The sequence below is a fragment of the Burkholderia paludis genome (genome assembly GCF_000732615.1).
Lineage (GTDB): Bacteria > Pseudomonadota > Gammaproteobacteria > Burkholderiales > Burkholderiaceae > Burkholderia > Burkholderia paludis.
Genome location: NZ_JPGL01000095.1, coordinates 1 through 23,192, shown reverse-complemented (window position 1 = coordinate 23,192; position 23,192 = coordinate 1). Strand labels below are relative to the sequence as shown.

Here is a 23,192-nt window from a genome sequence, read left to right as displayed (position 1 = left end):
CGTGATCCGGGGGCGGGCATCAAGAAGGGCCTTTGGTCGTTGTATCACGCGACCAAGGCCAATGTGGAAACGGTCTCCAATGCGGTGGTGCATGCCACCATGACACGGCAGCAGCAGGAACAGATGGCCGCCGACGTGGACAAGAAACTTCGGGAACTTGCCGGCCTGTGTAAAGGCGCGCTGGCTAAGCTTGCCGATCCGCGCGTGGGCGAAATCGCCAAGCTGCTGACGCTGCTGCTGGCTGTCATTAAGGCTTCCCGGAAACATCCTCGCAAGAGCCAGGCGGCGAACATACCGGAAGGCAAGAGTGGTCAGGCTGCGCAGAATCGCGGCCATGGCGTGGTCGAAAAAATTGGCGCGCAGGCCGATGCTGAAGGGGATGGCAACTGTTGCAAGAATCGTGAAGCCGGGACGACAGGTAGTATCAGTTTTGCGCGCGGAGCCGAGCGACTCGATCACGATGACTTCACGTTGCCGGGACCGTTTCCGTTCACATGGAGCCGCCAGTATCGGTCGGATCTTGCTGCCTATGATGACGGGGTGATGGGGGCGCGTTGGATTAGCCCGTACACGACGCGGCTCGACATCGTGCAAAACGATGCGCTGCCGGAGAGTCTTCGCTATCACGCAGCGGATGGCCGCACGCATGCGTATCCGTTGCCGAAGGTCGGGGCGTTTCATTACGACGCCATCGAAAATTTGACGCTGGTGCGGGTTTCCGATCGAGTGGTGACCCTCGCGCGCGGCTACGACGTGAGAGAGACCTACGAGCGTCACGGCCAACACTTCCGCCTGACGGGCATCGTACTGCGCAACGGCGAGGGCTTGGCGCTGGCCTATGATCATCCGGAGCACGTGCCCAATCATGCGCTGCTGCCATCCGATCTGATGTCCTATCACGGTGAGATCGAGATCGATGCCCACGTTCACGTGGTGCCTGACGAACAGGGTCGCGTGGCGCAGGTGTGGCTGATCGAAAACAATAAGGCAGTTCGTCAGCTCGCCGACTATGCCTACGACGATGCAGGCGATCTGATTGCAGCAACCGACGAGAATGGAGCAAGCCGCAGCTACACGTACGAGCACCACCTGATTACGCGTTACACGGACCGTACCGGCCGAGGGATGAATCTGCGCTGGGATGGCGCGAGTGCGACGGCCAAGGCCGTGCGTGAATGGGCTGACGACGGTACCTACGACACGAAGCTCGAGTGGGATCCGAACATTCGTTTAACCTATGTCACCGACGCTCATGGCAACGAGACCTGGTACTACTACGACATTCTCGGCTACACGTACCGCATCCGACATGCGGACGGACGTTCGGAATGGCTTTTCCGGGACGAGGCGAAGAACGTCGTGCGTCACCTCCATCCGGACGGAAGCGTCGAAACCTTCACCTACGACGATCGTAGCAATATGGTTTCGCACACGCGGGCTGACGGTACCACGGTGTATTACGCTTACGACGCCCGCGACAACGTGCGCAAGATTCGCGACGGCGAAGGTGGCGTGTGGCTGCGCGACTACAACGCGAAGGATCACCTGATCGAGGAAATCGATCCGCTGGGCAACAAAACCGCATACACCAACAACGCGCTCGGCCAGCCGGTGGAAATCATCGACGCGAAGGGCGGCAAAAAGCAGCTCTCGTACAGCGCGACCGGGCAGTTGACGTCCTATGCGGACTGCTCGGGCAAGACCAGTCGATGGCAGTACAACGGGCGAGGTCAGCTGGAGCGGTTTACCGATGCAGCAGGGCAGGCCACGAGCTATCGCTACGAGGCGGGCCAACTGGTTGACGTGACGCGGCCCGATGGGGTGACAGAGCAATACGAGCGCGATGCGGAAGGGCGACTGCTGGCGCACGTCGATGGATTGCGCCGACGCACGGAGTGGACTTATACGCGTGCGGGTCTGATTGCCACCCGTCAGGACGCTAACGGGGAGTCGCTGGGTTATCGCTGGGACAAACTGGGCCGGCTGGAGGCGCTGCGTAACGAAAACGGTCGGGAGACGTCGTTTGCGTACGACCCAGTCGGCCGCTTGCTGGCTGAAACGGGCTTTGATGGAAAGACGACGCGTTATCGATACGATCCGTCATCCGGGGTGTTGACGGACGTGTTGACCGGGGAGCAAGGACGTCGAATTACGGCAGTCGAATTCGATGCGGTCGGCCGACTGACCGCACGCCAGACGGGCCAATGGGACCAGGGTACCAGCCAGTGGAAGTACGGCGAGCGTGAGCGATTCGCGTACAACGGCAACGGGCAAATGATTCTGGCGGAAAACCCCACCAGTCGGCTGCAATGGTTCTACGACGACGCGGGCAACGTCACGCGAGAGCACCAGCATTTCAGCTTCCTGAAGAATAAACGGGTCGCCGTGTGGCGGTACGAATACGACGTGTTGAATCAACGGGTGGCCACGATTCGACCGGACGGCCACCGGGTGAGCTTGCTCACCTACGGCAGCGGACACATGCACGGCATGATGCTGGACGATACGGAACTCGTCCAGATCGAGCGCGATGACCTGCATCGAGAAATCGAGCGGGTGCAGGGCAATGGCCTGACGCAGACACAACAGTACGACGCCGCAGGCCGGTTGCAACAACAGAAGCTGGCAAGCCGGAGCGAAACGCAGGGCAGCAAGCTGCTGGTGCAACGCAGCTATACCTACGACCGAGCCGGCCAGTTGGAGCGCATCGAGGATACGCAGAACGGGATGCGGACCTACCGTTACGACCCGGTCGGGCGACTGGTGGCGGCTACCGGCATGCTAGGCGAAGAAGCCTTCGCGTTCGATCCTGCGGGCAACCTGCTGGACGACGCGCAGACGCGGCGCTTCGAATCACCCGATCAAAACACACCTGGGTATTCGAGTCGAATCCAGGGGCGCCCGACACTGCTGGACAACCTGCTGCGCGAGTATGCTGGGACGCACTATACCTGGAACGAATACGGCAACCTGACGGAACGTCGCCGTAATGGCGAGCAAGCGGCGTACGAATGGGACGGACTGGATCGACTCGTCAAGTTCAGTAACGGCAAGGTGACCGTTAGCTACTGGTACGACGCATTGGGTCGACGTGTGGCGAAGAAGTCGAATGCGTGGGTCCGGCAGAGCTCACATGACGGCAGTGGCTATCGGGAAGCCGAGACGGCACGGCTGAATGCGGAGTACGGGTACGGCCTGACGCTGTACGGCTGGGATGGAGACAGACTGGCGTGGGAGAGTGGCACGGGCGAGCATGCCGACAGCAGTGGCCGCACTACGCACTACGTGTACGAGCCGGATAGCTTTGTTCCGTTGGCGCAAGCAGCTCACGGAGGCTGGATTGAACTGCACGAGCAGCCGGAATACGATGAGCATTACGACATTGACCGTGACCCGTTGTGGAGCCGCACGAACAAGCCAGCGGCGTTCACGCAGATTGGCTATTACCAGTGTGACCAGATCGGTACGCCACAGGAAGTGACGGACGAGGCAGGCCAAGTCGCTTGGTCGGCACGTTACAAGGCGTGGGGTGAGGCGAAGGAGGTCATCAGCGAGGCGGCCCGCAAGGCAGGTATCCGTAACCCGATCCGCTTCCAGGGGCAGTACTTCGACCATGAGACGGGACTGCACTATAACCGATACAGGTACTACGATCCAAACTCTGGACGGTTCATCTGCAAGGACCCGATTGGGCTGGCGGGTGGGATCAATGTCTACCAGTACGCACCAAATCCTATCGATTGGTTCGATCCCCTTGGTCTCGCTCGCAAGAAGAAGAATTCACAGGAGCTTGGTAAGGCGGCCACCGGCTGCGATACTTGGTCTGGAAAGCAGGCGCACCATGTGATTCCCGAGGAATTGGCTGATCATCAATTGCTAAGAGACATCGACTTTCGGATGAATTCTGGGTCCAACGCTATCATGCTTCCTTCCACGCCTGGGGGGTTGATGGCGACCCACAATGGTTATCATAGTCAATACAACCGGGCGGTTGAAAGTGAACTTGATCACATTCAAGGAAAGTACAGCAATGAAGTAGATCGAAAGCGTGCCGTCCAGGATCTACAGCGCAACTTGGACAGCGCACTTCGGCGGAACAAGTTGCCGCTATATAAGACTTCGTGTGGAAAGAAGACAGGGTTGAAAGATGGTGATTGGGATAGGTATATCCGATCGTCTCGTCGATACTGAGGTGTGAAAGTGCTCGAAGAAAAACTGAAGAAGATTCGCGCCCAAATAAAATTTGGGCGCGCGGTTGAAGCGACGCAGGCGCTAGAGGCTCTCATACGTGAAGCTTCTACTGAGGACCTACAGTTGCTCTTGCCAGTATACGTTGATGTCCTTATGAAGAGGCAACGCTTCGAGGAGGCTTCGGTGGCGATAGAGCGTGCGTTGCTCATCGGAGCACCGGATATAGCCCATTCGCTACACGAGAAACTGGAGCGGTGTCGAACGGAGCTAAGCAAGACGCCTCAAGTTGCAAACTATGATGGCGTTCGATTCAAACAGTTTATCGACAGTATTCCCGGAATATTCCAAGCAGGTAGTACTTTATCTGCAGAGTTGATCTTTGTTGACGTGCCGCGACTCGAGGAGGTTGCTCGCTTCGCACACGATCAAAACATTGAGGCGCCTTATTACTCGTGGAACGCAGCGCGAACACAAGCGGCGAGAGAGGTCCGTAGCTACTGCTACAGCAGACTGATCGAGATGTCGCGTTTTAATAATGAGTTCTGCCCTGCGATCGAATATTTATGTGGGGAAAATATGTCAAAATCGGCAGCGTTGTTCTTTGATGACATATGTGGCGATCTAATTGAGATTGCTCGCGGACTGCTTGTCGACGTAAATACGCCTCTCCATAAAGTAATGAAGTCAGCTTACGACGCGCATCTCTTTCCATGTGGGTGGAGAGGAAAGTATCCAGAAGGTGAGTTGCTTGTGCATCGTCTCTGGTAATTGATTCGCTTGTGCTTTCTGGGCATCGCTGAAATGCCCGGCCCGCAGTAGTCAAGCACCTAACTGGGTGTCAAGAGTACGATCGACAGACGTAAATGCACTACACGTTAAACGAGATGCCAGAGCTTGCCGCGTCTCGCTGCGGATTATGTTTTTCGATAAATTATGTCAGCGGCGCGAGTCTGGCGCATTGTACTGCGGTCGTGGACAATAATTGATTGATTTCGAATGGTGGTAGCTCCTTATTGAGTTGTAATAAGCCTGAAAAATCGTAATCACCCCGGTAATCAATAAATGCAATCTCCTATTCGTAAAGGCGACAAACTCGAACACGGTGGCGTAGTCACTAGCGGCTCGCCGTGGATAACGTTCATGAGTATAGCCATTGCTCGCAAAGGCGACGAGGCGTCCTGCGACCTGCACGGCCCGACCTTCATTGTCGAGGGTGCTGACAAGTATCCCGATTGTGACCAGAAGCTGTTTGCGCTGCACGGCCATCGTTGCGCATGCGGTTGTCGGCTGATCTCATCGCTGCCGAAAGTTTACTTCGAGTAGTGCCAAGTCTTGGATGTCTAATTTTGATGTTTCAATTTAGTTTGCCCGATAGTAGGCTGGTTCCGTGGCTTGCCACGCAGCACGTCGTCGACGCGTTTGCCTGACCTTTCCCCTCTGAAGTATCCCACTGTAAAGTTAGCGGCAAGGCGGCAGGAGAAACCGTGTCATGAAGAAGTCGCGGTTTAGCGAAGAGCAGATTATCGGGGTGCTGAAGGAGGCCGATGCTGGTGTGAAGGTTGCGGACCTGTGCCGAAAGCACGGCATATCGGATGGGGCGTTTTATAACTGGCGTAGCCGCTACGGCGGCATGGATGTGTCGGAAACGCGACGATTGCGGCAACTGGAGGAGGAAAACCAGCGACTCAAGCGGCTGGTGGCCGACCAGGCACTGGACATCCAGGTTCTGAAGGACGTTCTCGGAAAAAAGTGAGTTCGCCCGCGCAGCGCCGGGAAGTCGTGCAGCAGGTGATTGAGCAGCACGACTATTCGGAGCGGCGGGCGTGCGCGCTCGTTGGCCTGAATCGCCGGACGTTCCGAAGGCCGCTGCCGCCTGATGCCGACCACGAGGTGCGGCAACGGCTACGCGAGCTGGTGCAGGAGCGGCCACGGTTCGGTTCGCCCCGCTTGCACGTCTTGCTACGCCGGGAGGGGCTGGTCCAGAACCACAAACGGACTGAGCGGCTGTACCGTGCAGAAGGCCTGTCGCTTCGCCTGAAACGACGAAAGAAGCGTCCGAGTCATCTGCGTGTGGTTATGCCCACGCCCCACGGCGCCGACGAAAGTTGGGCGATGGACTTCGTCGCGGATGCGCTGGTGCATGGCCGACGCATTCGCATGTTGACCATCATTGATGCGTGGAACCGCGAGTGCCCGCACATCGAGGTCGACTTCTCGTTGACGGGTGTTCGTGTGGCGCGCGTGCTGGAGCAACTACGCCAGCGGGGACGGTGCCCGAACCTGATTCAGGTCGATAACGGACCGGAGTTCGTCAGCAAGGCGCTCGATGCATGGGCGCACAAACATGGCGTCAAGCTGCAGTTCATCCGTCCGGGTAAGCCGGTGGAAAACGCGCACATCGAGAGCTTCAACGGCCGACTGCGCGAAGAGTGTTTGAACCAGCATGCGTTCGTCAGCCTCGACGATGCACGCAAGCGAATCGACGCGTGGCGCACGGACTACAACTCGGTGCGCCCGCATAGTGCCTTGGGGCAACTGGCGCTGGACCAATTCCGGCAACTGCATCAATCGAAAATCGCCGAGTCCACTAAGTTACGAATGGTGTACTCAGCGGGGTAAGGTCACTCAGGATGTTGCAAAAATGCGCCTTGAATTCGAACGCCCCGGAGGAGCAAAGGAACAATACCTTAAAAAGTTATCGCAAGACACCACGATACGCCAAAAATATGGGGATGCTGCAATTAGTGCGATGTCAAAAGGACGTGTGCCAGAAGAGATGGTGGTTCATCACAAGATGCCATTATTTTTGGGCGGGTCGAATTGCTTCGATAACCTGATATTAATGTCGTCTCCGGTCCACAGGGAAAACAACAAGGATCTTCACTGCTACGAGCCTGGGGAAAATCCATTTGGTTTGGAGGATATGTAACAATGGATAATGAGGATCTCTCGGTCAAATGCAATTCTTGCGAGAAGGAATTTTGTCCTTCCTCAGATTTGCAGAAAAGGATGCGAAAATTCATTAATCAGGGGCGTGGATTGATCATGTTGGAGTGTCCAGCGTGTCATGCTGATATCGCTTGGAAGCCGGAAAGCAAAAGGAAGGATGTGCCCTTTCGTTGCCCTGTAAGTCAATGCGATGGCTGGGTTTCTTACGTTGATAGTTTTGAAGAAGGAAATTTTTGGGGGTGCGGCGAATGCGGCTCGATTTGGAGGAAAAAGGAGAGCCTCATGGCTGAGATTTCTTCGATACAAGAAAAATACGGGTATCGAAAATCGTGCTACCAAAAAATTGGAGATGACTGGGTTCCTGAAAACCAAAATAACGAAGTCGATCGATACGATGATTTGGTTCAGTCTGAGGAGCCTGATATGAGTGATAACTTCGAGCGTGATTCGTAGGGAGCACAGGTGCTCTGAACGCGGAGAACGGGTATGGCATGACACTATACGGGTGGGACGGCGATAGGCTGGCGTGGGAGAGTGGCACGGGCGAGCGTGGCGGCAGCAGTGGCCGTACGATGCACTATGTGTACGAGCCTGATAGCTTCGTTCCGCTGGCGCAAGCCGTTCACGTGGGCTGGATTGAACTGCACGAGCAGCGGGAATACGATGAACACTACGATATTGATCGTGACCCGCTGTGGAGCCGCACGAACAAGCCAGCGGCTTTTACGTAGATCGGCTATTACCAGTGTGATCAGATCGGCACGCCGCAGGAGGTGACGGACGGGGCAGGTGAGGTTGCTTGGTCGGCGCGTTACAAGGCGTGGGGCGAAGCGAAGGAAGTCATCAGTGAAGCGGCGCGCAAGGCTGGTATCCGCAACCCGATCCGCTTCCAGGGGCAGTACTTCGATCATGAGACGGGCCTTCACTACAACCGGCAAAGATACTACGATCCGAACTCGGGACGGTTCATCAGCAAGGACCCGATCGGACTGGCGGGCGGGATCAACGTCTATCAATACGGCAGTAACCCTGTAAGTTGGATTGACCCTTATGGGCTCAAAGGGGTATATGTTTTTGAAACGACTTCAGGCGAGGCTTATATCGGTAAGGGGCCCTACAACCGTTATAAATCTTCGGTAAATAGAGAGGCTGGCGGGCCTTCTGGTGTTTCTCGAGGGACGCACATGGATACTAAATCTCCGTGTGCAAATGTCTCAGAAGACGATTATGCGCTGATGGTGGAGAGTGCGGCGATGAGGTTGTATCCGACTTTGCCCGGGGCAAAGCCAACATTAAATAGAATTGATTCTCCTGGAACAAAGAAGGCTGCGGAAGCGATTAAGGCGGGAGGGTGTTTGGCTTTGTCCTCTTCGGTTGCAAAGGATACGGCAGTCTTGCTTGCAAAGCTTACGGCAAAACCGGTTGGCTCTGGGGTGTAATATGTCATCAGAAAATGTGAAATTATTTGGAACTGATTTTTTGGGGCCGGATGGTCCCATTATGGTGTCGGAGAATGGCGAGATTACTATTGCAAAGGACGAATCGGGGGAGTTTGTTTCATTTTCCATAATAAACTCATCAATTGATGATTATGTGGATTTTCTTTCAAATTTCAAAATAAAAATACTGTCGATTTCAAATAATTCTTCCGATTCGATGGTTTTTGATTTTGGGAAGGTAAAAGTAAAATTTATTGAGCGCCTTTATTTAAATTTGCAAAGGGGTGATGTTTTAAAATTTTCGAGTGACTTGGTTTTTGAAAATTTGCGAGAAATCTCGGTAAGAGATGGTTTTCCGGAGGGGTTGCCATTAAGCGATAAATTGCCTTTCTTAAAAAAAATCACTGCCGAATTATTTTCCGAATCCGATTTGTTTTGGATTGGGCAGTTTCCCGATATTGTGGATTTGGCTATCTATCACTACCCGGGGAAGGATCTTATGCCTCTCGCGGGCTTGAATAAATTAAAGAGATTGTGTCTTGTTGAGGGGGGGGTTAGAAGTCTTCATGGCATTGAGGGGCTCTCGCGCTTGGCAATGGTTCATGTTGTTTCTTGTCGAAGACTTGCAGATGTTAGTGCGTTATTGGAGGCGAAATCGGTCGAGCACATAATGTTTGAGAAGTTTCGTGGAATTAAAAATTGGAGTTTTTTATCTAAAAAAATTAATCTTAAAACTGTGTGGCTCGAGGTGGCGGAAAATATTGATTTTATTAGGCATTTACCAAATTTGATCTATTTCAGATGTATTAGAGTCATTGATAAGGATGTGGGGGTGATTGGTGAGATGGGGTTTTTAAATCTGCCTTATCGATCCAAGGTGTTTTATGAATCTATAGTTTGATATGGGGCGGGCGTCGGCATGATGCTGAACGACACGGAGCTCGTCCAGATCGAACGCGATGACCTGCATCGAGAAATCGAACGGGTGCAAGGCAATGGCCTGACGCAGAAGCAACAGTACGATTTGGCAGGATGGCTGCAACAGCAGAAGTTGATTGCAAGCCGGAGCGAAACGCAAGGCGGCAAACTGCTGGTGCAACGCAGCTATACCTACGACCGAGCCGGTCAGTTGGAACGCATCGAGGATACGCAGAACGGGATGCGGACCTACCGTTACGACCCGGTCGGGCGATTGGTGGCGGCTACCGGCATGCTGGGCGAGGAAACCTTCGCGTTCGATCCCGCGGGCAACCTGCTGGACGACGCGCCGACGCGACGCTTCGAATCACCTGATCAAAACACGCCAGGATATTCGAGTCGAATCCAGGGGCGTCCGACGCTGCTGGACAACCTGCTGCGCGAGTACGCGGGGACGCACTACACCTGGAACGAAATCAGGCGGAGGGTATGGGAAGACCATTCACAATGGATACCACGCAGGCTACACGTACGCTATTCGAGGCGCACTTGATGTGGCAAATCGATTAAAGCTTCCAAAAGTAAATGGATGTATGAAAATCAAATCTATCCAATCAGCTGCGGGTGCTCAGTTGCGGAGCGGTAGTTTGTCAATGTACTCTGAGGGAGAGGGTGGAACATCTGAGGTCAAACTTAACTGGATGAGTTCGATTCGAGACACTATTAAAAGGGGGGTATGAGGGCTTGGGCTGATGTGGAAAAGGATGCAAATCAGATTCTTGATTATTTGAAAAAGTCGATTTTTTTTGAAGGGCCATGCAAGGGGGAGGTTGTTGGGAGGAAAATTATCTTTGATGCTTCTCTCGCTGCTGAATATTCGACTGATGACTCAGGGGATAAATTTTCAGATTGGCAAGGAATTTTGGAGTCTATTACTCCGGCTTGGCCTGATATGTCGCGTAGTATCGAGAGTAAAATATTGAGCGTGCTCGATCAAATTCATGGGAAAAACTATTCCGGAGTAAGTGAGTATCCACTGATTCAAAATATGGAGGGTGACGTATCTCGATTGCTTCATTGCTACGCCTACGGAGAGGTTCACCCGTTGTGGAGGCAGATCGAACAAATTTATCTTGATGGTGGCATTCCATGTGGCTGGGAAGGAAACTACCCTAATGGAGAATTGGTAGTTTTCTCAAATCACCCCATTCCTTGAAAAGCACGGAGTTCGGTTCGTAGCCGCATGGAAAGCGGCAAGTCGATGGCAGGAGGTGACAGACGAGGCAGGTGAGATTACTTGTTCAGCGCGTTACAAGGGGGAGTCAGGACGCTCCAAAAGACAATGCTAAGCTCGGTAGTCAATATATGCAATCTCCTATTCGTAAAGGCGACAAACTCGAACACGGTGGCGTAGTCACTAGCGGCTCGCCGTGGATAACGTTCATGGGTATAGCCATTGCTCGCAAAGGCGACGAGGCGTCCTGCGACCTGCACGGCCCGACCTTCATTGTCGAGGGTGCTGACAAGTATCCCGATTGTGACCAGAAGCTGTTTGCGCTGCACGGCCATCGTTGCGCATGCGGTTGTCGGCTGATCTCATCGCTGCCGAAAGTTTACTTCGAGTAGTGCCAAGTCTTCGATGTCTAATTTTGATGCTTCAATTTAGTTTGCTCGATAGTAGGCTGGTTCCGTGGCTTGCCACGCAGCACGTTGTCGACGCGTTTGCCCGCTGTATTGTTGGCTGGCGCGTCAGCTCGTCGATGACCACGGACTTCGTTCTGGATGCACTTGAACAAGCGCTGTACGCCCGCCAACCGGGTGACGACGGGACTTTGATTCATCGTTCCGACAGAGGATCTCAATACGTCAGCATCCGCTACAGCGAACGGCTGGCTGAGGCCGGCATCGAGCCGTCGGTCGGCAGCCGGGGCGACAGCTACGACAATGCGCTGGCCGAAACGATCAACGGCCTGTACAAGACGGAACTGATTCATCGGCGCGCCCCTTGGAAAACGAGGGAATCCGTCGAACTGGCAACGCTGGAATGGGTGGCCTGGTACAACCATCATCGACTGATGGAACCGCTCGGCTATATCCCGCCCGCTGAGGCTGAGGCAAACTACTACAGGCAACTCAGAAATGCCGCTGACGTGCCTGCGTTAACTTAAACCAACCGGCCTCTACGATTCCCGGTGCGGTTCAGAGCGCTATTTTTGGAAGTCTCAACATAATGCACAACACCCTATGTATGATAGAGCGCTTAAGTCAACGCTTGATCGGGTTGGTACTATAAAGAATTGTGAATCTCGGAGATCGGCCTTGAGAGGGATGCGGGAAACACTGAGGTCGGCACTAGGCGAAGTGATAATCCAATAGTTAGCGATCAAGGGGCTAGTCAGTCGGTGTGGAGTGATATTTTAAGTAAATTTTAATTTGGATATTTTCTGTGACTACTCGGGAGCGGTATGTAGTAAGGCTTCGTGTATGTGCTGAGGAGCTTCTTTCTCTGATAAATGGGCCAAAATTTTTGTGCGGTGGAGTCTTGCCTCGTAAAGGTGAAGTTATCGTGACGAATGAAAAGGATGCGGAAATTTTTGCTTGCGATCAGGATGTTGATGTAATTAAGGGTGGTGAGTATCAGTGCTGGACTAATATTCTGGAGAATAATTCGAGAGCTGTTGAGCAAATGGATTTGCAGGATGGTTTGGGTTTGGGTGATGAATTTTCTCTAAATATTTATGAAATATTTGATGGAAAGTTGATGCCCGCTCTAATTTCGAAGGGCAAGGAATTTGAAGTGTCGGGCTCGATTGTTGATGTTATTTGTGGAAATTTCTATATTTTCCTTGTAAACAAGACGTTTTTCGATGAGCAACTTCCGCTTGCCGATAGGATGTATGAAATCTATCAGGGTGGTGGTATTCCTTGTGGATGGAAGGGCGGGTTTCCAGAGGGGGAGATTCTGGTTTATTCAAAGGATTAAATTTCTGAATGTGCGCGTTCTTACGTAACGGAAGAATCATCTAGGGGCGTCGCAGGATGTGACTGGCGAGGCAGGTGAAATCGCTTGATCGGTGCACTACAAGGCTTGAGGTGGGGACGCACTACACCTGAAACGATTACAGGCGAGGTCGCCTGGTCAGCGCGTTACAAGGCGTGGGGTGAAGCGAAGGAGATCATTAGCGAGGCGGCGCGCAAGGCCGGTATCCGTAATCCGATCCGCTTCCAAGGGCAATACTTCGATCACGAATCTGGCCTTCACTACAACTTGCACAGGTATTACGATCCGAACTCGGGACGGTTCATCAGCAAGGACCCGATCGGGTTGGCCGGTGGCATCAACGTCCATGCCTATGCTCCTAACTCGACTGAGTGGGTCGACCCATTAGGATTGTGGCCAGGGCAGCCGAGAAGATCAAATGGCCGGTTTGGGGTGGGCCAGAACCCGAATAAGCCGCCACTACCAGCGAAGGGCTGTGATCTTCATGGCAACGATCTGGACAGTAAGATTCCGGCGATCGGTTACACATTGCGCGATCGGACGACAGGCGAGATTCTGAAGTACGGTGAGACCACTCGTGGTAAGGCTCGATACACAGACAAATATCTGGAGAGTGAGAATGCTCGTATGGTTCCGGAAGCAGCAGGCACCAAACGCCAGATGCACTGCTGGCAACACCAGAAGATTCTGGACTACAAGGCTGCGCATGGTGGGCAGCGCCCACGTCTAAATTTGAGTGATTACTAGGATTGGAAAATGAAACTATGGACATCGGGTGAAATTGAGCTTGACGTAGAAGAGTCGTCCAGAATCGCGATCAATGAAATTGAACCTGTTGTGAATCGCGCTCTGGAAGGAGTTGAATTTGATGAAAAGGCTGAAAAGTGGACATTGATACCGATAATTCTTTCTGATGCATTCCTCTCTAGTTTCCCAGAGATTGCTAAGAGGTCGTCGAAAGGAACGGTACTTGAATTCAGAATTCAAATTCCTCACGATGAGTTCAAGCAGTCCAGCCCGGACGGGAAGATGGCAATGCTCTTCGATGCGTTGAATCGGTCCATTGACCTGATGCCGAAGCTGAAAGTTTCGCTGGAGAGTCAGAAAAAATTCTACGCAGTGTTGGAGCAGGCGCGTGCTTCCCTCTTGCCCGGTTAGCGCGTGATGAAGACATGGCAGCAGATTTTAAATGAGGCGGACGTATTTGTCAGATTTCTTGAGAGAGGCTCTTTTTATGGTGGGCCGTATAAAGGTGATTTGTCTGGGAAATTTATAATTTCGGATGCTGTCGCTGCGCGTCACTTTGCCACTGACGATCCATTTGATAAATTTGACGAGTGGGAGACTGTTTCTGACTCTGCAAGCGTTTTTCCAGATGTAAAAGGTCGCCGTGCTGATACCCAGCTCCCGACAAATCTCCGGCACCGCCAGCCCGGACTCCGCCCGCTTGAGCGCATCCATGATCTGGCTATCCGTGAACTTCGACTTCTTCATTGCGTAGAACTCCCTTTGCTGGAAATTCTACTTCCGATCCCGCTTACTGGCCGGGGGTATTACCGCACGACACGACGCCCCTGCCCAGCATCAACCCAACCGCGCATCACCGACAAACGACTGCGACGCAAACGCAGTTTCAAAATGCGCAAGAAAATCCGACGCAGGCCGCGTCAGTTGCAATCCCGGCGGCGTGAGCCGGTACAGCTGAAGCGGCGGCGGTGACATCGGCAGCGGCAACGGCGTCAGTTTCAGGCCGAACACGGTCTCGGCGAGCGAGTGCCGGGTCCACGAAAAGACTGCATCCGTGGTCACGAGCAGGCTGTAGAACAGCGCATACGACGTGCAGCGCGTGATGCAGCGCGGCGGGGGCAGGCCTGCGCGCTCGTGCAGGCCGCGGATATACACGGGAAAGCTCTCGCTCGCGTCGGCGTGGATCCATTCCGCGTCGCGCAGCGCATCGAGCGACGTCGCGCCCGCAAAGCGCCCGTTCTCGCGCGTGACGAACGCGGTGTCGAATGTGCGGATCGCCTTCACGTCGGCCGACTCGACGACCGGGCCCGTGACGGCGGCGAACGCGAGATCGAGCGTCCGGTTGCGCAACTGCTCGGCGAGCAGGTTGAAGGTCATCTCGCGCAGTTCGCACTGGACGTGCGGCCAGTGACGGCGAAACGCCGCATACGCGTCCGCGAAGCCCGTCACCGCGACGATTGGCGTGAAGCCGATCACGAGCCGGCCGTCGCGCAACCCCTTCATGTGCGCCATGTCCTCGCGCGCCCGTTCGAGCTCGCGCATGACCGCCTGCGCGCGCCCAAGCAGCGCGTCGCCTTCCGGGGTCGGCACGACGCCCCACGGCTTGCGCTCGAGCAGCGGCACGCCGAACTCGTTCTCCAGTTCCTGGATCGCCTTGCTGACCGCCGGCTGCGTGACGTGCAGCGCCGTGGCGGCGCCCTTGATGCTGCCGGCCGTCGCCACGGCCACGAGTGCGCGCAATTGATGGGTTTTCATGATGCGGAAGATATCACCGGAAGTTATTCATATCAAAATTAGTGAGTTTTTTGACCGGAAGCGTCTCTCTATGCTTGGCTGCGACGGTCGCGCGGCGGCCGATCCCATGGAGCCCCTCAATGACGCAGGAACTTGCTCACGTGCTCGCGGCGATCCGCGAGTCCGAGTCCCGATTTGTCGCGATCCGCCGCGACATCCACGCCCACCCCGAACTCGGCTTCGCCGAGACCCGCACTGCACAGCTCGTCGCGGAGCGGCTGGCGGAGTGGGGCTATGACGTGACGACCGGTGTCGGCGGCACGGGCGTCGTCGGCCGGTTGCGGCGCGGCGCGTCGGCGCGCACGCTCGGCCTGCGCGCCGACATGGATGCGCTGCCGATCCAGGAGGCGACGGGGCTGCCGTATGCGAGCACGGTCGCGCGCACGATGCACGCGTGCGGGCACGACGGCCATACGGCGATCCTGCTCGCCGCCGCGCACTATCTCGCCGTGCAGGGGCGCTTCGACGGCACGCTGAACCTGATCTTCCAGCCGGCCGAGGAAGGGCTCGGCGGCGCGAAACGAATGATCGACGAAGGCCTGTTCGAGCGGTTCCCGTGCGAACGCGTGTATGCGCTGCACAACGCGCCGGGCGTGCCGGTCGGCCATTTCGCGCTGCGCTACGGGCCGATGATGGCCTCGTCCGATTCAGTGACGATCACACTGACGGGCAAGGGGGGGCACGGCGCGATGCCGCAGCTCGCGAGCGACCCGATCGTCGCGGGCGCCTATCTCGTGACCGCGCTGCAATCGATCGTTTCCCGCAATATCGACCCGACGAAGCCGGCGGTCGTGACCGTCGGCACGTTCCATGCGGGTACCGCGCCGAACGTGATTCCGCAGGACGCGACGCTGCAGTTGTCGGTGCGGGCGCTCGACGCGGCCACGCGCAACGAAATCGAGGAGCGAATCCACCGGATCGTCGACGCGCACGCGCAAGCGTACGGGATGACCGCACAGGTCGACTATCAGCCGATTTCGCGCGTCGTCGACAACGATCGCGCTGCGTCGGATCTCGCGGTCGAGACGATCGCGGCGCTGGCGGGCGACGGCGCGCTCACGCTGTTGCCCGACGGCGTGATGGGCAGCGAGGACTTCTCGTGGATGACCGAATGCGTGCCGGGTTGCTACGTGCTGCTCGGCAACGGCATCGATTCGCAGGGCGGCTGTTCGGTGCACAACCCGCACTACGACTTCAACGACGCCGCGCTGGGCTGGGGCGCCGCCTATCTCGCGGGTGTCGCCGAGCGCTACCTGACGGTGGACTGACGCGCGCGGGGAAATGGCAGGGGAGCGGCGATCCGCTGGCACAACGATAAGGAACCCGAATGAAAAGACGATTTGCACTGGGTGCGGCCTGCCTCGTGCTCGGCGCCGGCAATGCGCGCGCCGTGCCGTACCAGGACGTGCTGCTCGCGGCCGTGCCCGAGTACAACGGCCGCATGACGGAAGGCGTCGCGCTGTACGGCTCGCTCGACATGGGGATCAACTACCAGACGGTCGGCGGCCGTTCGTTGTGGCAGACGCAGAGCGGCGGCGAGTGGACGTCGAAGTTCGGCCTGTTCGGCCGCGAGAACCTCGGCGGCGGCTGGCGCGCCGAATTCAATCTCGAGAGCGGATTCCTCGCGAACAGCGGCGCGCAGCAGGACGCACAGTCGACCTACAACAGGCAGTCGTGGGTGGGCCTGTCGTCGGACAGCTACGGGCGGCTGCGCTTCGGCAAGCAGATCGGCACGGCGCTGCCGCTGTTCATCGACGTGTTCGGCACGGTGGGCACGAACTCGGTGTATACGTGGCTCGGCGCGGCGGCCGTGCAGACGAGCCGCGGCGTCGGCTACAACTCGGATCTCGGCCCGGGCGCGACGCAGTTGCCGGCGCGGATCGACAATGCGATCACCTACCGTACGCCGATCGTCGCCGGCACCACGTCGCTGATGCTGATGCTCGCGCCGAGCAACGTCGCCGGGCGCGCGCCGGCGGCGTCCGCGCAGGGCGCGCTGCTGCAGTGGTACAACGGCACGACCTATCTGGCCGCGAGCTACAACCAGACGTGGGGCACCGATGGCGCGAGCACCGTGCGCAACGACCTGTACGGGCTCGGCGTCGTCCACGACACCGGTCGGCTCGTGCTGTCCGCGTCGTTCAACCAGTACGCGCCGAAGCTGGCCGGCGACGGCATCGCGCGCGTCTATACGGTCGGCACGATCGTGCCGTTCGGCGTCCATGCGATCCGCGCGTCGGTCGTCTATCGCGATACGTCCGGCGTGCGCGATGCAGCCGGCCAGCCCGCGAAGGATTCGGCGCTCGGCGTGATGCTCGGCTACGACTACCTGCTGTCGAAGCGCACCGGCCTCTATGCGCGGGCCGGCTTCATCCGCAACTACGGGATTTCGACGGTGCTGCTGAACGGCAATCCGTTGCCGACCGAGCCGGGCAGCACCGTGCCGCGCACCGGGATGACGCCCGTCACGATGTCGCTCGGCATGTACCACAACTTCTGATCAGGACCGCTCTCCGATGACCACACTGAATCGCACGGCCGCGATGCCGGCCGAGGCCGGTCGGCGCGCGACGCGTCGCACGATCGTCGCGGCCGCGCTCGGCAACGGGCTCGAATTCTTCGATTTCACCGTCTACAGCTTCTTCGCGGCGCTGATCGGCAAGCTGTTCTTTCCGGCGTCGAGCGAGGCGGGCGCGCTGATGCTGTCGCTCGCGACGTTCGGCGTCGGCTTCGTTGCGCGGCCGCTCGGCAGCGTCGCGATCGGCGCGTACGCGGACCGCGTCGGGCGCAAGCCCGCGCTCGTGCTGACCGTCGCGCTGATGGCGCTCGGCACCGGCATGATCGGTTTCGCACCGACCTATGCGCAGATCGGCATCGCCGCGCCGCTGCTGATCGTCGCCGGGCGTCTGCTGCAGGGGTTCTCGGCCGGCGGCGAAGTAGGCGCGGCGACGACGCTGCTGATGGAGTCGGGCGGCACCCGTCGGCGCGGCGAACTCGTGAGCTGGCAGATGGCGAGCCAGGGCGGTGCGGCACTCGCGGGCGCGCTCGTCGCACTGACGCTGTCGCGCGCCCTGTCGCCCGACGCGCTGCATGCGTGGGGCTGGCGCGTGCCGTTCGTGCTCGGCCTGCTGATCGGGCCGATCGGGTTCTACCTGCGGCGCCACCTCGACGATACGCTGCCGCACGCGGCGGCTGGCGCGGCGCGCGAGCGCGTGCGCATTCCGTGGCGGCAGGTCGTGGCCGGCACGCTGCTGGTGATCGGCGGCACGTCGACGATGTACACGATCGTGTTCTTCCTGCCATCGTTCCTGACGCTGACGACAGGCATGCCGGCATCGGTGTCGCTGCTGTCGGGCTGCACGGCGGGCATCGTCCTGCTGGTCGGCTCGCCGTTCGCTGGGCGGCTCGCGGACCGCGTGCGCCGCCGCAAGCCGCTGGTGCGCGCGGTGTGCATCGTGTCGACCCTGCTCGTATTGCCGGCGTTTTATGCGCTGCGCACCTGGCCGTCGGCGGTCACCGCGATGGCGGTCGTGATCGTGCTGATCGGGCTGATGACGCTGTCGAGTCCGGCCAGTTTCGTGATGATCCTCGAGGCGCTGCGCCCCGAGGTGCGCGCGATGTCGCTCGGGATGATCTACGCGCTCGGCGTGACGATCTTCGGCGGCTTCGCGCAACTGATCGTCGGCGAGATGTGGCGTGCAACCGGCAGCTTCTATGCGCCCGCGTGGTATGTGATGGGATGCGGGATGGCCAGCCTGGCCGGTCTCGCGTTGTTCAGGGAAGCAGCCGGCGGAGGCGGCGCGCGGACATGATCCGTACCGCGCCGCCGTCGGTACGCGCGGGTATGCGTGTCGAGCGGGTCGGCCACGGAGGCCGCAAGTGCCGCGGCTTCCGTTCGGTGATCGACGGCGAAGCGGCCGGAGCCATTGCGCCGTGCGAGCGGGCGGATGGCCTTTCCCGATGAATCGTCCGGGAGGGCCTATCGTTTTGCCGACTCCCGTCGAATCTGGTCGAGACCGTCCCGGTAAGTCGTCACCTCGAACCCGGGGAACCGGCGCTTGAACTTCGTGGAATCGAAGCGGTTGTCCTGCTCGTAGCGGGGCAGGAGTTCCCTGATCTCGCGCACCTGCCGGGAGAACATGCCGGCGACGATGAAGGCCCATTTCCCGACGACCGTATAGGCGGACGGTTGTCCGAAGGCCTCGCCGGCCATCGCGACGAATTCGCGGTAGGTCGGCCGGTCGTCGCAGCACGGCAGATGCCATGTCTGGCCGAACGCATCCGGCGTGTTGCCCAGGGCCGCGAGCGCGCGGCTCGCGTCGGGCGTCCAGATGAGCGTGCGCCGGGTGTCGTCGCGCAGCGGCACCCTGGGCTTCGCGCCGGCCTTGAGCTTGTCGATGACCAGCGCATTCGTGAAGCTCTGCGTCTTGCCGGGGCCATAGAACTCGGGCGCCCGCCCGATCAGGACCGGTATGTCGCCGCGCGCCATCTCCTCGAGCACCGCGGACGCCATGGCCGCGCGCACCTTGCCCTTGCGGCCCACCGGCGCGAAGGGCGTTGCCTCCGTCTGCAGCCGGTCGTCCTGCGGATACATGTAGGTGTTGTCGAAATAGGCGAAGCTGGCGCCTTCCGCCCGGCAGGCATCCAGCGCGTGCTTCAACATCACGGGAAACCGAGTTTCCCACAGATGCGTGTCGGGCGGCAGACCGGCGGTGAAATAGACGATACGGCTGCCTCGGATCGCCCGGGCGGTCTGGTCCGAATCCAGGAGGTTGGCCGACACCAGGTGGTCGGTGTCGTTGACCTTGCGCGGGTTGCGGCTTACGAGACGGATGTCGCCGTTGTCGAGTCTGCGCAATTCCCGCGCCAGTTCCGTGGCGATTTGCCCGTTTGCACCCAATATCGTCTGCATGTCGTCCGTCCTTGTGTGCCCGCGTCAGGTGTCGATGGACAGAAGGCTAACCTTGAAGGCGACTTCAATGTCAAATGGTGCGTTCGATCGGGGTCGCGTGGGCGTGCTCGTGCCGGCATGCCCGCCGCGTCATGGCCGCAACCGCAGCGTCACGTCCGCGTTCGGCGTCGCGCCGACTTTCTCGAGCGCGGCGACCGCCGCGTCGTTGCCTTGCAGGATGACAGTCTGCAGCGCGGTGCGGCCGAGCGCATCGACATGATCCGGATTCGCACCGTGCGCGACGAGGACCGGCAACATGTCGAGACGCCCGAACAGCGCGGCGAACGACAGCGCGGTTTCCCCGGCGTGGTTGGTCTGGTCGATCGGGCAGTGCGTATCGGCCAGCCTTTTCGCGAGTGCGGTCTCGCCCTTGAACAGCGCGCCCATCAGCGCCGTGTTGCCGTGACGGTCGCCGATGCACGGGTCCGCGCCGTTGCGCAGGAGAAAGTCGAGCGCCTCAGGCTGGTTCCGGTAGGTCGCGAGGATGACGGCGGTGTAGCCCTCCGGGGTCGCCGCGTCGATCGGGTAGCGTGCGTCGACGAGTGCCTGCAGGATATCGATGCGGCCGAGGCGCGCTGCGGCAAACCACGCGTCGTCGTAGCGGCGCAGGTCGGCGTGCGCGTCGGGGTGAGGCACGGCGGCGGGCGGTGCGATGGATGCGCAGGCCGTGAGCACGGCAATGCCTGCGATCGCGAGCGTGCGGGAGAGGGCGGTTCGGAGTCGGTTCATCATCGGCGATGCGCGCCGCGCGCGGCCGCGCGGCGCAATCAGGTGGGAAGGGACGCGAAGGCCGCGATGCCGGCCCTCGCGGGATGGCCCGATCAGTTCTCGACGAGCTGGTCGGCGAGCGACTTCACACGGGCGACGTCGGCGTGCGTGGCGCGCGCGAGGCGCGTGCCGTAGTCCGCGTCGGCCTTGTAGAAGTACGACAGCATCGTGTACTTGTTCGTGTCGTTCTTCACCCGGTTCAGGTCGCCCGACAGCGCGGTCAGCAGGTCCTGGCGCTCCTGCGCGGACAGCGTGCGGTAGTACTCGCCCGCCTGCCGGAAGTTCAGCGTCTTGCGGATCGCGGCTTGTTGCGTCGTGCCGGCGAGCGGCGTCTGGACCGACTTGTAGCGCGGGTTCTGCGCCAGTCCGCCCAGCGACGACGGCTCGTAGTTCACTTCGCCCTTGCGCTCGCTGAAGTTCATCGCGCCGTCCTGGTTGTTGTTCATGACGGGCACGCGCGGGCGGTTGACCGGCAACTGGTTGAAGTTCGGTCCGAGGCGATACATCTGCGTGTCGGCGTACGAGAACATCCGGCCCTGCAGCATGCGGTCTTCCGAGGGCTCGATGCCGGGCACCATCCGCGACGGCGCGAACGCCGATTCCTCGGTCGACTCGAAGTAGTTGTCCGGCACGCGGTTCAGCGTCATCGTGCCGACCTTGCGCTCCGGCACGCCGGCCCACACCTTCGTGTCGTCGAGCGGGTTGAAGTCGAACGCGTTGAGCTCGGACGGCTTCAGCACCTGGATGTAGAGATCCCACTTCGGTGCGTCGCCGGCCTTCAGCGCGCCGTACAGGTCGTTCGTCATCAGGTTCCAGTCCGCGCCGATCGAGCCCGGGATGTCCTTCGGGCGCAGCCCCTGCATGCCTTGCCGGCTCTTCCAGTGAAACTTCACGTAGGTGAATTTGCCGTCGGCACTGACGAACTTGAACGCGTGCACGCCGAACCCGTCCATGTGCCGGTACGAATCGGGCATGCCTTCGGACGAGTACAGCCGGGTCAGCATGCTGGTCGCTTCGGGCGTATGGGCGAAGAAGTCGAACGCGAGGTTCGGGTCCTGAACGCCGGTTACCGCGCTTGGCTTGTTCGCATGGACGAAGTCCGGGAACTTGATCGCGTCGCGGATGAAGAAGATCGGCAGGTTGATGCCGACGAGATCCCAGTTGCCCTGCTCGGTGTAGAACTTCACCGCGAAGCCGCGCGGATCGCGCGCCTGCTCGGGCGAGCCGCGCGAACCCATCACGGTTGAGAAGCGCACGAACACGGGCGTCTTCGTACCGGGCGTGAAGACCTTGGCCGTGGTCAGGTCGCTGAGGTCGGCGCTCGGCACGAATTCACCGAATGCGCCGGTGCCGCGGGCATGCACGACGCGCTCGGGGATGCGTTCGCGATCGAAGCGCTGGAGTTTCTCGATGAGATGCGAGTCCTGCAGCAGCGTCGGGCCGTTCGGCCCGGCCGTCTGGGAATTCTGGTTGTCGCCGACGGGCGAGCCGTTGTCGCGCGTCAGATCGGCAGCATGCGAGGATGAAGCCAGTGCGACGCAGGCCGCGGCAATCATGCTCTGCAAAAAACGATTCGCGGGGTGTGACATATCGATGCAGTTCCTTGATTAACGTGGGTGGTGAAGATCCCGACGACATTTAATCTTGTCGATGTGCGATAAACCAATTGAATCTTGCTAATTGCGCGATAGGGGGCTTTTTAATCAATATATATTCAAGATGACTAAATGATTTTAAAATTGCCTGGAAGGCCCGCCATATCGGGATGAACGATGCGATCGACATCGCGGATAGCCGATCTGCATATCGAACCAGTCCGCAGCGAGATGGCACTGTTCGGGTGACGGGCGATGCGGACGGTCGCGTGCTGCTGGGCGGACGGACATCGCCTCGACGCGCACGGTCATGCGTGACGTAACGCATCCATCGCTTGACATTCAACCTGACTTCAATCTTAGGATTTTGTCGCAAGCCTTTTAAGTCGTTGCCCGGTGCGCGGTGCCGGCCCGACCGATGATTCGAAACCGCGCTGGTTCATGTGAGGAATCGGGAATGTTCAAGCGTTGGTTTTTACGGCACTGGCGATTGGCCATCCTTGCATCGGTGTTGACGGGCGGAGTCGCCTTTGCGGAGGATGGCGCCCGAAACGAGGGCGTGGTGCAGCCGGGCGGCAGGATTCTGGCGGCCCTGACGCTGCACGCGTCTTTTCCTGCGTTGCGCAACGTCCCGTCGCGGTCGCGTCGGGCGACGGCGACCATGATCGACCGGAGCGACAGCTATTGGCGCCAGACGCGGGTGCAGACCAACCTGCTGTCGTTTGCACAGCGTCTCTTTCCGCGACACGTGAATCCGTCGCGCCAGTTTCAGAACGGGCTCGGTGCGTCCGCCTTGCTTCGCATGGACGTAGTCAAGGGCGAGCGACCGGCCCCGAACC

General features: G+C 58.6%; 20 protein-coding genes and 4 pseudogenes. 19 read left to right on the top strand and 5 right to left on the bottom strand.

Features of this window, described 5'->3' with window-relative positions; translation table 11 throughout:
- The first annotated feature begins 39 nt into the window (after positions 1-39).
- From GQ56_RS0136785 to GQ56_RS45175, 15 genes and pseudogenes are all read left to right on the top strand, one after another.
- Complete coding sequence (locus tag GQ56_RS0136785; protein ID WP_235212824.1) at positions 40-4,191, top strand: RHS repeat-associated core domain-containing protein; 4,152 nt, start codon at positions 40-42, stop codon at positions 4,189-4,191.
- Positions 4,192-4,194: 3 nt separating this feature from the next.
- A complete protein-coding gene (locus GQ56_RS45205; RefSeq protein WP_152601979.1) occupies positions 4,195-4,959 on the top strand; it encodes a hypothetical protein in 765 nt (254 codons plus the stop codon).
- Positions 4,960-5,253: 294 nt separating this feature from the next.
- Positions 5,254-5,514 carry a PAAR domain-containing protein gene (locus tag GQ56_RS42475; protein WP_075123105.1) on the top strand — a complete coding sequence of 87 codons (261 nt, stop codon included), beginning with the start codon at positions 5,254-5,256 and terminating at the stop codon, positions 5,512-5,514.
- A gap of 166 nt (positions 5,515-5,680) precedes the next feature.
- Positions 5,681-6,810, top strand: a protein-coding gene (locus GQ56_RS0136775; RefSeq protein ID WP_152601978.1) for an IS3 family transposase whose coding sequence is annotated in 2 segments (ribosomal slippage) — positions 5,681-5,930 and positions 5,930-6,810 — 1,131 coding nt in all. Because the reading frame shifts where the segments join, the coding sequence is not laid out codon by codon here.
- A gap of 22 nt (positions 6,811-6,832) precedes the next feature.
- A complete protein-coding gene (locus GQ56_RS45745; protein ID WP_075123104.1) occupies positions 6,833-7,120 on the top strand; it encodes an HNH endonuclease signature motif containing protein in 288 nt (95 codons plus the stop codon).
- A gap of 2 nt (positions 7,121-7,122) precedes the next feature.
- The gene (locus GQ56_RS45195) at positions 7,123-7,593 is read left to right on the top strand and encodes a hypothetical protein (protein ID WP_152601976.1); all 471 of its coding nucleotides are present in this window, start codon (positions 7,123-7,125) and stop codon (positions 7,591-7,593) included.
- 41 nt (positions 7,594-7,634) lie between these two features.
- Positions 7,635-8,198 (top strand): annotated as a pseudogene (locus GQ56_RS47120) (RHS repeat-associated core domain-containing protein); the annotation flags it as partial.
- Between the two features lie 382 nt (positions 8,199-8,580).
- Positions 8,581-9,480, top strand: coding sequence for a hypothetical protein (locus tag GQ56_RS45190; protein WP_152601975.1), 900 nt, complete (start codon positions 8,581-8,583; stop codon positions 9,478-9,480).
- Between the two features lie 18 nt (positions 9,481-9,498).
- Entirely contained in the window at positions 9,499-10,050 is a 552-nt protein-coding gene (locus tag GQ56_RS0136760) for an RHS repeat domain-containing protein (RefSeq protein WP_031403393.1), read from the top strand.
- Between the two features lie 183 nt (positions 10,051-10,233).
- Positions 10,234-10,713 (top strand): hypothetical protein, encoded by a 480-nt coding sequence (locus GQ56_RS45965; RefSeq protein ID WP_152601974.1) that lies wholly within the window; start codon positions 10,234-10,236, stop codon positions 10,711-10,713.
- A gap of 149 nt (positions 10,714-10,862) precedes the next feature.
- Positions 10,863-11,123 carry a PAAR domain-containing protein gene (locus GQ56_RS42460; protein WP_075123102.1) on the top strand — a complete coding sequence of 87 codons (261 nt, stop codon included), beginning with the start codon at positions 10,863-10,865 and terminating at the stop codon, positions 11,121-11,123.
- Positions 11,124-11,188: 65 nt separating this feature from the next.
- Positions 11,189-11,665: pseudogene (locus GQ56_RS0136755) on the top strand (IS3 family transposase); the annotation flags it as partial.
- Positions 11,666-11,943: 278 nt separating this feature from the next.
- The gene (locus GQ56_RS45180) at positions 11,944-12,480 is read left to right on the top strand and encodes a hypothetical protein (RefSeq protein WP_152601973.1); all 537 of its coding nucleotides are present in this window, start codon (positions 11,944-11,946) and stop codon (positions 12,478-12,480) included.
- Positions 12,481-12,564: 84 nt separating this feature from the next.
- Complete coding sequence (locus GQ56_RS47115; RefSeq protein ID WP_081895028.1) at positions 12,565-13,245, top strand: RHS repeat-associated core domain-containing protein; 681 nt, start codon at positions 12,565-12,567, stop codon at positions 13,243-13,245.
- A gap of 9 nt (positions 13,246-13,254) precedes the next feature.
- Positions 13,255-13,656, top strand: a complete 402-nt coding sequence (locus GQ56_RS45175) for a restriction endonuclease subunit S domain-containing protein (protein WP_152601972.1) — start codon at positions 13,255-13,257, stop codon at positions 13,654-13,656.
- Between the two features lie 210 nt (positions 13,657-13,866).
- On the opposite strand, the pseudogene GQ56_RS45170 reads toward GQ56_RS45175, so the two are convergent.
- Both GQ56_RS45170 and GQ56_RS0136740 read right to left on the bottom strand, forming a co-directional pair.
- Positions 13,867-13,992 (bottom strand): annotated as a pseudogene (locus GQ56_RS45170) (transposase); the annotation flags it as partial.
- Positions 13,993-14,082: 90 nt separating this feature from the next.
- Positions 14,083-15,000, bottom strand: coding sequence for a LysR family transcriptional regulator (locus GQ56_RS0136740; protein WP_031403390.1), 918 nt, complete (start codon positions 14,998-15,000; stop codon positions 14,083-14,085).
- A 119-nt stretch (positions 15,001-15,119) separates the two neighbouring features.
- Here GQ56_RS0136740 and GQ56_RS0136735 point away from each other — a divergent pair, with 119 nt between their 5' ends.
- From GQ56_RS0136735 to GQ56_RS0136725, 3 genes are read left to right on the top strand one after another with little or no spacing between them, the layout of a single operon-like run.
- The gene (locus GQ56_RS0136735) at positions 15,120-16,307 is read left to right on the top strand and encodes a M20 aminoacylase family protein (RefSeq protein WP_031403389.1); all 1,188 of its coding nucleotides are present in this window, start codon (positions 15,120-15,122) and stop codon (positions 16,305-16,307) included.
- 59 nt (positions 16,308-16,366) lie between these two features.
- The gene (locus GQ56_RS0136730) at positions 16,367-17,539 is read left to right on the top strand and encodes a porin (RefSeq protein WP_031403388.1); all 1,173 of its coding nucleotides are present in this window, start codon (positions 16,367-16,369) and stop codon (positions 17,537-17,539) included.
- A gap of 16 nt (positions 17,540-17,555) precedes the next feature.
- Positions 17,556-18,851: an MFS transporter gene (locus tag GQ56_RS0136725; RefSeq protein ID WP_031403387.1), complete on the top strand. Its 1,296-nt coding sequence runs from the start codon at positions 17,556-17,558 to the stop codon at positions 18,849-18,851.
- A gap of 167 nt (positions 18,852-19,018) precedes the next feature.
- Here GQ56_RS0136725 and GQ56_RS0136720 read toward each other — a convergent pair whose 3' ends face one another.
- The 3 genes from GQ56_RS0136720 to GQ56_RS0136710 all read right to left on the bottom strand — a co-directional run bounded on the left by GQ56_RS0136720 (position 19,019) and on the right by GQ56_RS0136710 (position 22,314).
- Positions 19,019-19,951: an SDR family oxidoreductase gene (locus tag GQ56_RS0136720; protein ID WP_031403386.1), complete on the bottom strand. Its 933-nt coding sequence runs from the start codon at positions 19,949-19,951 to the stop codon at positions 19,019-19,021.
- 129 nt (positions 19,952-20,080) lie between these two features.
- Positions 20,081-20,722, bottom strand: a complete 642-nt coding sequence (locus tag GQ56_RS0136715) for an ankyrin repeat domain-containing protein (protein WP_031403385.1) — start codon at positions 20,720-20,722, stop codon at positions 20,081-20,083.
- 89 nt (positions 20,723-20,811) lie between these two features.
- Positions 20,812-22,314 (bottom strand): catalase, encoded by a 1,503-nt coding sequence (locus GQ56_RS0136710; protein WP_200878023.1) that lies wholly within the window; start codon positions 22,312-22,314, stop codon positions 20,812-20,814.
- A gap of 496 nt (positions 22,315-22,810) precedes the next feature.
- On the opposite strand from GQ56_RS0136710, the pseudogene GQ56_RS0136705 reads away from it, so the two are divergent.
- A pseudogene (locus tag GQ56_RS0136705) lies at positions 22,811-23,192 on the top strand (hypothetical protein); the annotation flags it as partial.

What these genes read in the sequence shown, in the direction of transcription:
- GQ56_RS42475 (WP_075123105.1), top strand. Translation starts at nt 5,254, where the DNA reads ATGCAATCTCCTATTCGTAAAGGCGACAAACTCGAACACGGTGGCGTA.
- GQ56_RS45745 (WP_075123104.1), top strand. Translation starts at nt 6,833, where the DNA reads ATGCGCCTTGAATTCGAACGCCCCGGAGGAGCAAAGGAACAATACCTT.
- GQ56_RS45195 (WP_152601976.1), top strand. Translation starts at nt 7,123, where the DNA reads ATGGATAATGAGGATCTCTCGGTCAAATGCAATTCTTGCGAGAAGGAA.
- GQ56_RS45190 (WP_152601975.1), top strand. Translation starts at nt 8,581, where the DNA reads ATGTCATCAGAAAATGTGAAATTATTTGGAACTGATTTTTTGGGGCCG.
- GQ56_RS0136760 (WP_031403393.1), top strand. Translation starts at nt 9,499, where the DNA reads ATGATGCTGAACGACACGGAGCTCGTCCAGATCGAACGCGATGACCTG.
- GQ56_RS45965 (WP_152601974.1), top strand. Translation starts at nt 10,234, where the DNA reads ATGAGGGCTTGGGCTGATGTGGAAAAGGATGCAAATCAGATTCTTGAT.
- GQ56_RS42460 (WP_075123102.1), top strand. Translation starts at nt 10,863, where the DNA reads ATGCAATCTCCTATTCGTAAAGGCGACAAACTCGAACACGGTGGCGTA.
- GQ56_RS45175 (WP_152601972.1), top strand. Translation starts at nt 13,255, where the DNA reads ATGAAACTATGGACATCGGGTGAAATTGAGCTTGACGTAGAAGAGTCG.
- GQ56_RS0136740 (WP_031403390.1), bottom strand. Translation starts at nt 15,000, where the DNA reads ATGAAAACCCATCAATTGCGCGCACTCGTGGCCGTGGCGACGGCCGGC.
- GQ56_RS0136735 (WP_031403389.1), top strand. Translation starts at nt 15,120, where the DNA reads ATGACGCAGGAACTTGCTCACGTGCTCGCGGCGATCCGCGAGTCCGAG.
- GQ56_RS0136730 (WP_031403388.1), top strand. Translation starts at nt 16,367, where the DNA reads ATGAAAAGACGATTTGCACTGGGTGCGGCCTGCCTCGTGCTCGGCGCC.
- GQ56_RS0136725 (WP_031403387.1), top strand. Translation starts at nt 17,556, where the DNA reads ATGACCACACTGAATCGCACGGCCGCGATGCCGGCCGAGGCCGGTCGG.
- GQ56_RS0136720 (WP_031403386.1), bottom strand. Translation starts at nt 19,951, where the DNA reads ATGCAGACGATATTGGGTGCAAACGGGCAAATCGCCACGGAACTGGCG.
- GQ56_RS0136715 (WP_031403385.1), bottom strand. Translation starts at nt 20,722, where the DNA reads ATGATGAACCGACTCCGAACCGCCCTCTCCCGCACGCTCGCGATCGCA.
- GQ56_RS0136710 (WP_200878023.1), bottom strand. Translation starts at nt 22,314, where the DNA reads ATGATTGCCGCGGCCTGCGTCGCACTGGCTTCATCCTCGCATGCTGCC.